At 52.9% G+C, this 12632-nt stretch carries 8 protein-coding genes; 3 read left to right on the top strand and 5 right to left on the bottom strand.

Annotated elements, in window-relative coordinates; genetic code table 11:
- Positions 1 to 60: 60 nt before the first annotated feature.
- Entirely contained in the window at positions 61 to 1194 is a 1134-nt protein-coding gene (locus JMJ04_RS15830; protein WP_201371425.1) for a Vgb family protein, read from the bottom strand.
- A 190-nt stretch (positions 1195 to 1384) separates the two neighbouring features.
- Positions 1385 to 1972, bottom strand: a complete 588-nt coding sequence (locus tag JMJ04_RS15825; RefSeq protein ID WP_201371424.1) for a hypothetical protein — start codon at positions 1970 to 1972, stop codon at positions 1385 to 1387.
- A gap of 753 nt (positions 1973 to 2725) precedes the next feature.
- Here JMJ04_RS15825 and JMJ04_RS15820 point away from each other — a divergent pair.
- Positions 2726 to 3910: a sigma-70 family RNA polymerase sigma factor gene (locus JMJ04_RS15820; RefSeq protein ID WP_201371423.1), complete on the top strand. Its 1185-nt coding sequence runs from the start codon at positions 2726 to 2728 to the stop codon at positions 3908 to 3910.
- 25 nt (positions 3911 to 3935) lie between these two features.
- Here JMJ04_RS15820 and JMJ04_RS15815 read toward each other — a convergent pair whose 3' ends face one another.
- Complete coding sequence (locus JMJ04_RS15815; protein WP_201371422.1) at positions 3936 to 6770, bottom strand: amino acid permease; 2835 nt, start codon at positions 6768 to 6770, stop codon at positions 3936 to 3938.
- A gap of 741 nt (positions 6771 to 7511) precedes the next feature.
- Between JMJ04_RS15815 and JMJ04_RS15810 the strand changes: the two genes are divergently transcribed.
- Complete coding sequence (locus JMJ04_RS15810) at positions 7512 to 8924, top strand: hypothetical protein (protein ID WP_201371421.1); 1413 nt, start codon at positions 7512 to 7514, stop codon at positions 8922 to 8924.
- Between the two features lie 250 nt (positions 8925 to 9174).
- Complete coding sequence (locus JMJ04_RS15805) at positions 9175 to 10191, top strand: hypothetical protein (RefSeq protein WP_201371420.1); 1017 nt, start codon at positions 9175 to 9177, stop codon at positions 10189 to 10191.
- A 7-nt stretch (positions 10192 to 10198) separates the two neighbouring features.
- On the opposite strand, the gene JMJ04_RS15800 is transcribed toward JMJ04_RS15805, so the two are convergent.
- Complete coding sequence (locus JMJ04_RS15800; protein WP_201371419.1) at positions 10199 to 11377, bottom strand: FIST signal transduction protein; 1179 nt, start codon at positions 11375 to 11377, stop codon at positions 10199 to 10201.
- Positions 11378 to 11430: 53 nt separating this feature from the next.
- Positions 11431 to 12600: an FIST signal transduction protein gene (locus JMJ04_RS15795; protein ID WP_201371418.1), complete on the bottom strand. Its 1170-nt coding sequence runs from the start codon at positions 12598 to 12600 to the stop codon at positions 11431 to 11433.
- Positions 12601 to 12632: the final 32 nt, after the last annotated feature.

Raw genomic sequence — 12632 nt, 5'->3', positions numbered from 1 at the left:
ATCCCCTGTGCTCATCGCAGGCCATTGTACCACTTTGAGGAAGACAAGTCGAGCAAGCCCCTATGGATGGGTTATGCTCAGAGGCACCGCGAGCAGCTCAAGCCTGTTCGCGAACTCTTCCAGCACACAGAGTGTTTCGCCTCCAATCAGGAGCACGCCATCATGAGGATGGGCATTCGGCGCCAGCTTCAGAAAAGCGAAGTGACCATCTGGTGTACGCACCCCTACCGTTTCTCGCAAGGAATCGGTAAAGTATACCTCCCCACGCGTGCCCATGGCCAGTCCCGAGGTATGAGTCGCCCCCATACCTGGATAGAAATACTCCTTCACTCCCTGATTGGTCCCCGCCACTGCCAGCATCGGGTCCAGGACTCCCAAAGCACTCGCCCAGCCTTCGGTCCACCAGATTTTGCCATCCGAGGCCACGCGTATACTATGCGGCGTCACACCACTCATAGAGGCTCCCCTTGAGCGAATACGGTACTCGCGTAAGCCCTCCTGTGTGTTGGGGTGGTAACAGGCAATCAAAGCCACAGCATCATTATTCTCTGTAAACCATACCGTGTCATGAGCATCAATAGCCAGGCCGTATGGATGACTATCAGATGCTGGCGTTGCTACCTCTCGCCCCATCTCCCAGGTCGTTGGATCAAAAGAGCCAATTTTATTGACATAATGCTCGGTAAACCAGATATGCCCCTGACTATCGATGGCAAGATCCCACGGGCCAGCGTCCCTGGTCTTCAGCGACCACTGTTTAAATACCTTCAGCCCGGGATCATACATCCCCAGAGCATTGGTCATAAACATGGTAAACCAGATACGCCCTAGCCGATCCACCACCAGGTTGAGCGGCTGGCTAAAGCCCTGGGGTAACGTCACGGTCTGCTGCCAACGCCTCTCGGCCAGGCTAAAGGCGGCCAACTTTCCAGGCAAGGGATGCGCGCAACGTGGAGCGGGATCACACCCTGGAAACGTCACCCATATGTGCCCACTCTGATCAGAAGCGGCACGCCAGGGGAGTGCGGCAGGCGTGGTATATGTACTACGACGTATGGGAGCGGCGCCTGCGGCCCTGTTTTCTGCCTGCCAGGCCCGCCAAAGGGGAACGAGTGCCAGGATCAATGCGACCCCTACTATGCCACACCCCCAACCCCAAACACGACGAGAGAGAGATTTCCAACGCATCCTCATAAACGTGAAACAACCTTCCCTACAACTTTACAACATCCCCATCCATGCTTATAAAACAAGCAGCCTATGTACAAATAGATGGTAAAAATTTCGGCTTTACTTAACCCAAAAAACATTATAACAAATACATGCTTTTATACCGGCATATACTGATATAAGTGGGACTTTCTCTTTATCAGCAACGCAAGCTCTAATTCAGGATCAGAGATGTGGATACAGCCAGGTGCAGCCAGCCCACGCTCCACAACACCGCCACAATCAAGGCGCCAGTCACAATAGTGAGGAGGAGGGAGCCAAGCAGCCAGAGTAAGAACTCCATGCGTCCTGGATAGAGGAGCCACCAGCGCAACGCGTCGCGCCAGCCAAATTTAAATGGGCCGTTTGCATGTGGCCAGGAGGGCCGAGAGAGCGAGAGAGGTTCAGCCTGAGAGCTGTGTCTATCACGCCGAGGCTGCATAGCAGCGGCACTGGTTGCCCGAGCAAGTCCATCGTCTCGAACGGCTTGTGGCATAGTCCCAGATGGTGTAGCAGGGGTAAGGGCTGGGGGCACAGGAGTCTCACGCCTTAAGGCCTGTTTATACTCATCCGTGCTTAATGTAGGGGGTTCACTGCTTACAGCCGACAACACAGGAGACGTCTCCGCGAGGATCAGCGAGAGTGCCTGGAGGCTGCTCTCAGTAACAAAAAGAGCTGAGGTCTCGCGCCGCTCAGAAGGCTGCCCCGAGGGGCGAGTAGGGAGACGCGTAATATTCTCAGTAAGCTTGTTCCTTTGTGACATTCGTTGTTCAGGCGCTCGCCGCGGCTGGGCCTCCGTCTGAGGCTGCGCTAAATTTTGGATAGGAGGTTGAGGCGCCTGATGCGCATAAGCAGGGAGAGACCTTGTATGTTTTTTTTTGCGTTGTCCCACAGTAGTTGTCCCCTTCAGCATGCGAACGACTGTTTGTCTGCTCTAGCACAAATAAACGTGGCTCAAGGCTTTTTTCTCATGGAGAGAGCATGGAGGCCTTGCATCGCAGTAAAATAGATCACCAGTTAAACTGTGGATATATCCACAATACACGTAAATTTTTTCTGGTGTGTTCCATTGAGATTAAATGCACCATTCCGCTTAAATGGCGCCAATATATAATATTATCAATCAAGCCTCCAGTAGCTTCTAAAGCCCCTTTACATCTATTTTTATAAAAACATTCACACTTTTATATCTTCGCACCTCACTATTGGCACACATCTTGCAACTAAGAGAGATAGGGGGATGTGTCTAAAAAACTTTTGGACATACTGCCTATTCGGAAACTTGAGCGTGCGGCCGCTGTGCCCCCGAATGGGGGTTAGGTGGTCCCCGAATGGGGGTGCGCTGGTCACGACAGTGACGCCGCAGCCCCGAATGGGGTTGGTTTCCGCATAAGAGCATAGGCGATGCAGCCCACACACCAAAACGCAGCCTGAAAAGGACAACGGCTGCTATGATGCATCACCAGTCCCGGTTACCAATTAGTGGAATGGGTTTTGAGGTATAAGGAGTAGGTATATGGTAGCCAGTACACAACGTCAAGAGACTGAATCACTTGTTCATCTCGCTTTTCCCGAGCAAAGTTCTGTGACGGGTGAAGGATTATCCGCCAGTCAGCATACACACCAGGGTGCAAGCAAATTAACCACGGAGAGTCGCGGCAAGCGAGGCCGCAAACCTGGACGCCCCTCAACACGCAAGACTTCAGGGCAGAAAGAAGACTCCAGCGAACAAAGCTTCCTCGATGGAGATTCCTCAAATGAGGAGTCAGGTGGGCCAACCCGACGCCGCAGAGGGAAAGCAGCTCAGAACGAAATGCAGGACGATGTCTTTTTCGAAGAGGAAGAAGAGGCTGAAACTGAGGGAGAAAGCGATAGAGAGGTCGACAATGCCATTCGTCAATATTTGGCCGAGATCGGTCGCTTCCCACTGCTGACATCTGAACAGGAGTTTACTATTGCCTGGCGCGTCGCCAATGGTGATATGGAAGCACAAAAACGCCTGGTCGAAGCTAATTTACGTCTCGTCGTAAGCATCGCAAAACGCTATAATAATCAAGGCATATCGCTCCTCGATCTCATTCAAGAGGGCAATCTCGGCCTTATTCGCGCTGTACAGAAGTTCGACCCTCAACGAGGTTTTCGCTTTAGCACCTATGCCACCTGGTGGATTCGTCAAGCGATCAGTCGCGCAGTCGCCGAGCACACCCGTACAATTCATGTGCCGGTACACGTGGTTGAACTCATCTACAAGATGAAACGCATCACACGGCAGCTTTACCAGGATCTCGGTCGCGACCCCTTCCCCGAAGAAATCGCTCAGGCCATCAATCTAACAAAAGAACGTGTGGTAGAGCTACAAAGTATCGCAGAGGCCCCCATCTCTCTGGATGCGCCACTTATTGAGGATGAACAGTACCATCTCGCTGATATGCTTGAGGATACGCATGCGGCGGCTCCGGCTGAAGTCGTCACGCATCAGGTACTACGCGATCATATTTCGCGCGCCCTTGAAACACTGAGCCAGCGTGAACGCCAGGTTATCGAGCTTCGGTATGGACTCTATGATGGTTACTGCCATACACTCGAAGAGTTAAGCGCGTACTTTAAGCTGACGCGCGAGCGTATCCGACAGATAGAAGTCAAGGCGTTGCGCACGCTACGCCACCCCATCCAGATCCATCTGCTGCACGATTACGCTTAAGATCTTCCTCGCGAGAGGGAGGGAGCTAGGTGCTCCCTCCCCTCTCTTGCTTCTGCTTACTACTGACCGCTTCACTCATCCGTACATGTTGCAAATAGGCCTCAGTTTCGCGTTGCGATAACACCTCTAGAAAAGCTCGTACCGCAATAGGATCAAATTGTGCTCCCATACACTGTACCAGTTCACTACACGCCTCATCGACTCGCTTTGGCGTATGATAAGGGCGCACAGAGGTCATCGTGTCATAGGCATCCACCACGCTGAGAATACGTGCCAGGAGAGGGATTTCCTCTCGCTCCAGCCCATCTGGATACCCAGTGCCATCCCAACGCTCGTGGTGCGCACCAATAATCGACGCCACCAGAGAAAAGCTTCCCCCTGCCTGCGCCATAATGGCTCTGCCAATGATCGGATGTTGCCTCATTTGCCTCCATTCAGACCTGTCTAGAGGCTCCTTTTTAAAGAGAATCTCCTTAGGGACTGCAATCTTACCCACATCATGGAGCATGGCCGCTACGCGCAGGTGCGCGATATCTTCTTCGCGACAATGTAACCGCCTGGCGACGGCTTCAGCCAGCACAGCCAGGCGCTGCCCATGCCAATATATTGGCTCGTTATGGACTTTTAACATGGTCAGTAAAGCCTGAAGAGCCATTTCCTCCGCATCTGACTTCTGCTCTCCATTCCATTTTGCAATCTGCACCCTCTCGCCTGGATCCACGATACAGACACAATTACGTCCACTGCTTTTGGCCCGGTACATCGCTCTGTCGGCCAGGGCGATTAACTCTTGTCGCCTGGTTCCGTGCAAGGGATAGACAGCTACACCTATACTCACCGTCATCCGCAAACAAATGGGGACAGGCTCCCTCTCCTGCCGCCAGAGAAAAGGCTCCTTCATTATCTGCATGCGCAGCCGTTCAGCAACCTCGCGCATATGGGAGAAATCACGCACCCACAACAGCGCGACAAACTCCTCTCCCCCATACCGCCCTACGATTCCTCCATCCCCCACCACCCGTGCCAGGCGCACGCCAACCTCATGCAAAAGCAAATCGCCAACCAGGTGTCCATACCGATCATTCACATGCTTGAAGTGATCAAGATCAATAAAAAAGAGCGCATAATGTTCTCTCTGCTTCCCATGATACGCAAACGCCGCATCCAGGCGCATCATCAATGCGCGATGATTAGATAAACCCGTCACAGCATCGGTAATCGCTAGCAACCGTTGCTCACAATAGAGCTGATCGCGCTTCTGGAGGAGCTTTTGTTGGGAGAGAGCAAGGAATTCATGCTCATGGTAGGATGCTTGCAATTGTTGCCGTAACTGCCTCTCGCTCGTGATTAATTTCTTCAAGTCCGCCAGGCGACGCCCTTGATAGGGAACCTCAATGCAGAGCCAGCTGACAATCAAAAATATCAGCGACCAGAGACCAACGTAACACATCCATTTTGGCGTAGCTATCAGGTCAGGTATCCATGAGTGACTCAGGGTAGAGAACACCCCATATACCGCCAGCAGTAACCCTACCAGGGAGACTCCAAAAAGCAACCACCTTGTATACCCTCTCTGCATAGCTCTTCCTTCATAGCTCTCCTTGTGCTGGCACCTTTTCTCCACCTTGAGCATGGACCATGCGACAAGAACAAACAATTGTGCGGTAGGAAGCAACCAGATAATTGTGGTAATAGCTTCAGTAATGATATAGATACGTAAGCCAGGAACAGGCGCGGCAGGAAACAAAACAAAATGTGGTACAAGACCATATATAAACAACAGAAATACAAAGGTCACAAGTGCCTGAACCATGATTCCATAACGCGGTACGCCAGAACGATCCAGGGAGAGCAGCTTTTGCGGCAACAGCCTTTGCCGAGCCATAAATATAAACATGCGAGCCGCTAACAAGAGACACACAGCCGCGATTACCACCTGGCTCACGACAAGCACACTCAGGGTAACCCACCCCACCCATTCGCCTAAACAGATGGTAAATATCAGGAGAAAACTTCCTACCTCTCCCGCAAATCTGGGTGGCACAATCAGCAGCAATCCCAGGTTCGCCAGCGTGTATGCAATAGCCAGGCCAAGTATCCCCCACCAGATAAAGTGACAGGCACGTCGCTGCTGTATGACACCTCCTTTTACCTCGTCCATCAACAGGAAAGGCGTCTCGATCCCTAATAACGTCCAGATAATCATGCCAAAGGCCCCTTCATTGGGAAGATGTGGCACACGATTCTGCCAGACGATATGCTCCAGCGCAGGCGGGTGGCCAGTTCCAACCCACCAGATACCAAGTATCCCCGCGGCAATAAACATCCCTGTATAGAGCGCAGCAACCAGCAGCAAGATATGCTTTAGATAGCGCATAGGAATACAGGCCAGGCCCGTAGCCATAACAAGGCACACCATTCCTCCCCAAAGAACAGCGTTTATATCGGGGATAAGGCCACCGTTGACAGCATAGAGGAAAAGGAGAGCACTTTGAAATGTAGGAAAAATAAACAAAATGCAACAAATCCAGATGCACAGCCCAGCTAAGCGGCCCCACTGCTGATTGGCAAGTTGCGAGATCCAGGCGAAATGTCCACCAGCCAGAGAAACATTGTGCCCCAGCCAGAAAAGGACATAGGCATAACAGAGAATAAAGACCCATCCCAGCAGCCAGAAGACGCCACCAGCAGCCAGTACCAGGCGCAATCCATTGAAACTTGAAACCGCCAGTACCACGAGCATGAGAACGGCAAGCAAATGCCTGGCGTGGAGTTCTTTGGGAGGCTCAACCTCGTACAGTTGTCCTCCCTTGTGCCTGCTGGTCGTAATAATACTCTCAAGCCGATGTTCTACAGCCATAAGCGGTTCCTGCCTCAAGGTTTCAGCAGGTGCTCAGGAGGATGTGCAATCTCGTGATGACACTTTCCACATCTTCCCACACCCAGAATCGAGGGTTCGCTACAAGAAGCCAGGGATCAAATCTCTGGTCATCTTCAAGAAAGACGCCTGACATTTGCTATTAGTATACAGGCAGGCATTAAACCATACACAGATGCACAAATATCTGCCCCATTGCATGTATCCACCTGATCACTCCAGGCATTCCTCTCTTTCTTAGCCACGAAATCACATACACGCAGCACTTTTCTTGTATCCAATTTTAGTAACTCTATATATCTTTTCTTCAGCTCTTATACTTATAATGTTTAAATACTGATATTCACCCATTCATGTTTTTTATAGTACATTTTAGCTGACAGCTTGACGCTTCTCCCTCTTAATACATACACTATAACCACGAGGTTTGCGCTAACTGCCTCTATCTTCTTAGTTTTGCTCGGTTTTTGTTCATTTTTCGCCCAGGGGCGCTGTTTTTATTTTTGCTTTGCTTGTTTTATCTCTTTTTTCTATTCTCTTGCACGATATAGGCCAGTGGATAGGCGGATGGTACAGTCATACACAATGCATAGGGCACTCGCTATACCATCTGAGCGCGATGAGAGGCTATCCAAGCTATTTTATGGCTATTTTGTGTGTATTTGCTATTATTTAAGCCGGGAGGCTCGAAACTGTGAAAAAGCGTCACTATGGGAACGCCCAGTGGACATTGCGGATGATGGCTCTCTGCTTTGCGCTACTTTTCTTCTCTGCTATTGGTGCCATTGCGCTTATCTCTCACTCAACCGCGGGGCAGCATATACTAGTTCCGCACAATCAACACCCGCTCAACCAGTCAACACGGCATTGGCGAGCCCGCAAGATGTAACGCCTGACCCAGACCCAACTCCTACGGATACGCCAACACCAACACCTAGCCCCTCGCCCAGCCCTACAGCCACGCCTACCAAGGCCCCGACTCGGGTCCCCACACAGCAGCCTCAGCCGACGCTTCCGCCACCACTACCGCCTCCGCCTCCCGTACAGGCGACCGCAACGCCTACAGTTCAAGCAACCGCGACGGCCACCGCGATGCCTACGGCCCAGGCCACCCAGCCTGATAGCCCCACACCTACCGCTGTCGCCCAGCCAGCAACCACGAGCAATGAGAATGACAAGGGCGGTGACAATGGCACCTCTATGCTTCTCCCCATTGGAGGGGGGATCGGCTTTATGGTGATTATCGGGGCCTCAGTTGTGTCTATCCTCCTCATGAAACGCAAGCAAGATCAAAAAGCGGGCCTGGCCCAGCAGATGCCACGCAACGTTCCCTGGATTGATCCTCAGGAAGGCAATGTGGTCTTTGGACCCATGTCTGGTACACCTGCCAGCCCGGCGGTGAATAATATTCTGCAAAATATCTTTGCTGAGCCAAATGGTGCAGCCTTCTCCAATAATGCCCCCGGAATGCAACAACCGGGATTTATGTCATCCATGGTTCCACCCACTCAGCCACGGCTTTATCCCAATAATGGTCCCATGTCGGATATGGTGCCACCCACCCAGCCACGCGTCAATCCAAACAGTGGCTTGATTCCCGCAATGCCAACCAGAATCGATCCCGCCATTCCTACCCCTGGCGGCACAGGAAACACCAACCCATTTGCGACGATAGCGATGTCCAATACAGAAGGCACACAACCGCGCTTAGCGGCCATCTCGGCCGGGGCTTCCCCTTCAGGGGCCTACCCCACCGTCACGATGGATGGCGTTAATGGAACGGGACCATACCCTGTCGTCCCGCCAACTGGCCCGCAGACGGTGGCACCTTCGCAGCCCCTGGCTTCCCTCCAACATCCAGGGCAAGTTGCCAATATCCAACAGCCCCCGATACATCCCTATAATATCGCGGGCAATTTCCAGCCGCTCTCAATGGATCTGCCTCCTGAGCTCAAGGCGAGCCTGGAAAACCAGCAACGGCCACCTAAGCCATCCCAGGGTCCCCTCTCCTTCTCAGGACTTCAGGATGATCCTTTCCTGGAGGAGATGATGCAGCAGGCACAAATGGGCATCTTCGTCATGCCCAATCAGGAGAAGACAAACGACAACAACGCAGGGCAAGACGCGAAGGCATAAACCCGTCTGTTTCGGTACCCGTGTAGCCATTACTAACAGCCCATACACTTGGCAAAAAGGAGGTTACACGGGTACTATGTATCTCAGGTATAAGCATTGACTGACACACAGCATCTATAGATGCTGCGGTTAGCATGCATTTGATCGTCAGCAAGGCCGCTCCTAGTAACCAGATCGCATTTCCAAGTGTTTACTCATACTTCCCTCATCACTGTAGCTATTTAGCGTTGTAGTTAACGAGAGAGAGTTTATGATCGTACGTATACAAGGTTTCGCCTGGGAGGTCTATACGGGGCGTGTTATGCCAGCCTTTGCTCGCTGGCTTGTCGATGGCGATGATACCCACACCTACCACTTGTTTGAGCAAACGCGTTGCGCGCAAGAAGAATTATTTGTGCCACAGCCCATGCGCCAGTTGCGCACCTGGACGCGCGCCAAAGCCTTTGCTCAGGGTCTTCCTCGTGGACCACATACACATCAAGAATACGCACTTCTCTGCGATCCAGGGCAATTTACGCCGCTAAGCGACCGCTATGTTCAGACACATCCCCCTCAGCTCTATCAAGACTCCGAGGCCCTCCGCACCGTCTGGGGAGCGCTGGTCCAACAATTCTGTCTCCCCTGGTACATGTCGCCAGAGTTTGAGATGACACCAGAGCTTGCTTCTCCAGTCAATACGAGCGAAGCCTTACCACCAATGGAGAGCAGTGAGCTCATCTCCCTCCTACAATCAGCTGGTCTAAACGATCTCATCGACAGTCTTCATCAAAGCACGCCATGGGAGACACCATCTCAGCCACCACATGAACACCTTCCAGAAGAGGCATTGCACATGCTCCTTGCGGATGACAACGTAGATGTACCGAGCAATGGCGTCATAATTGGGCGCCTCCCAACAACACTGCACCTGCGTGGCTGGTTGGCATCTCATGCTGTGCGCGCGATGGCGCTCTTTGAGTTCCTGGCCTGTGGACGCCGCGCTATGCCCTTTGGCTACCAGGGTGGTGATCCCTATGGCAACTATATCGGCTACCTGACACCGACTGAAACGGCCCTCCTGGCCTCTAGTCTGCAAGATATCTCTATTCCTGATCCTCACGAGGCTGAGGCTGACTATCATACCTTCTTGCAGGAACGGCAGTTAAGCGCAAGCAAACGCACTTCGCGCCTGATCGACGAGGTCCAGCCAAGCTATGCCGGCGTCTTTGTGGATGCTATTCGTATCGCGGCACAGCAACAACTCGGGCTGATCTGTAGCATCGGTTAGCCAATGACTACCGAGGAAAAATGCAGATGAGTGGGGCATGGCGCTGAAAAGTACCATACTGCCCTTGTACACGCGCATATTGCCCCCGTGTACTACACCCTCCATATGGTGTTAAACCTAGAGCACCCTGGACAGCGTCAAGCTCCAGGCGAAAATCATTCGCGCTCCGTGGCCTATAGCCTTCGCCTTCAAAGAAAAGCGCGGCCCCTGGTTCGTAGCCATGCATATACTGGAGGGCGCTGCGCGTCATCTTTTCAGTGGCCTCAACGACTACGGAGGCTGGTGCTCTCATAAACTGTACAAGCCCCTGGAGGGGAACCGGCTCCAGAAACGTGACCGAGCCATCGGCAAGCGTGTACGCGCACGGCATACAGATATGCTGCCCCATACCAGCGTCAATACCGAGTGGGGTGTTGAGCAGAAAGCGCATAATCTCTTCATCATTGCCTGCATTCCAGGCAAGACCTTGCGCCTCAGCCTGGCGCCTAAACAGGCTCAGCGGAGCTACATCATCAATACTCACCACAGTATTATCGCGTATCTTTGTAATCAGCATTGGGGAGCCGACAGGACTCCAGGCTGGCAAGGATGCGAGACCAATTGGCCTGGACGAAAGGATCTCCAGGGCAACCACGCCTTCCCTAAGCGCTTCCGTCTCATACAAGACCGCCATATGATAATGAGTGTTCACACCTGCATACATACCCAGGAGCTGATGTGAGCCATGTGTGAGGCGCAAAAGGCGGGACAGTAGAACATCAAGCTTACCCGACTCACCGTTTCCAAAGAGAAGGAGCGTCCGCTGCATGGTAGGATGCTTATCAGCGCTTGAGATGGAGGCAACCAGGCCTTCAACGGCCTGAGCTACATCCGCCCTCGCATTCCTGGCTATAGTGGCCTGAAACAGCATTTCGTGAGAGCGAATAGCCAGTGCGCTGGCCATGCCCCCTCCCTGAACATAGCTTGTAAACGCGCCCATGGAGGCACAGCCGATGAGCATATCAGGCCGGCATGTCTGTTTCAAGGCGTGGAGAAAGACCTGGTGCTCATAATGAGGGGAGAGAAAAAGGATGACCACATCTGGCTCGGCGCTTAAGCCCTCGCGTATTTGCCAGCCCAGGGCTCGGCCCGCCAGGCAACTATCCTCAATACTGGTTGAGGCAATCACATACTCATTCGGAGCCATAGCACCGGAAACATCCCTTCACTCTCTTTTCCACAGCCATGTTTAATATGGCCTTAGGCAGGCAGGATACATACCACCGCGTTACAATTATGGAAGCCGCTAAACTGTCCCTCACCAGAGACAACCTGTCCATGGGTGTTACATCCCACAAACCCGGGGGCCCCCACAATATGTTGCACCGCATGTAGCTCCTCAGTAAACTCGTCGCCCATGCGCAAGCGGGTCACGACACAGTCAAAAAAGAGCGTCATCCCCGGCTCACAGGCGTGCATCTGGCGCAACGCCATTTGAGCGGCCTGTGATGCAGCATCTACCGCGGCCTCTAACACGCCACTCATGATCGAGACAATCGCCCCCTCTGGCACCTCTGTGGCACAGGTGAATGATCCATCAGCATGTACCGCCAGGGGCGCACGTAATTTGTATAGGCCAAGCCCTGCATCTATGCCCAAGACATTGTGCAAGAAAAAAGGCACAGGATTGGCAAGATCCAGCGTCTGGCCAGTGGCCTGGGCATACTCCTGGAATACATCAAGCGCGGGTCGACCGTCCAGGCTAATAAGGCGCAAGCCATCGGCCCTGGTTACCAGCATCGGCTCGGTAACAGGATGCCAGCCATGGTGCGAGCCGATCCCAACCGGTTTTTTGGAGAGGATTTCCAGGGCAACGGCAGCGTCGTCGTAGATTTCCGTGCCAAAGAAGACCGGCGTTCGCGCAAAGCGCGCATTATCGCCAGCGCCGCCTCCAAAGATATGAAACGTTCCATCTGTTTGCTGGGAGATCGAGGCGATCAGATCTTCGGCGCCACCTGAGAGAATATCCGTGAGCAGTAAAGCTGTACGATAGAGTGCCCGCGGCATCTCAGGATAGCGGAATGCAGAGACAATAGTGCGCCCCGCCTGTGTATGACCCTTGCTCAGCTCACGCCCCAGCCCCACGGAGAAAAATAGCTCATCTGAACGTATCGCCAGCGCACAAGCCAGTCCCTCGCTCAGCACCTCACCGGTAAACTCGCCCGCTGAAGAACATCCAAGCATCTGCTCAGGCTGGCAGGTTCGCTGCAACGCAGATAATATCGCTTGCTGGTCGCAATCAGGTGAAATAAAAATGATGATGACATCTGGGGTCCCGCCAAGCTTCTCCAGGAGAGTGGCCCCCAGGGCTGTCCCCGCCGCATTCCCCTCACGCAAATCGCTATACGCGACGGCAAATTTAGTCGTCATCGTGTCTCCTCCTGACATACTCTGCTCTTGCC

The sequence above is a fragment of the Ktedonobacter robiniae genome, assembly GCF_016587375.1.
Taxonomy (GTDB): domain Bacteria; phylum Chloroflexota; class Ktedonobacteria; order Ktedonobacterales; family Ktedonobacteraceae; genus Ktedonobacter; species Ktedonobacter robiniae.
This window is presented reverse-complemented; position numbering and strand designations above follow the sequence as displayed.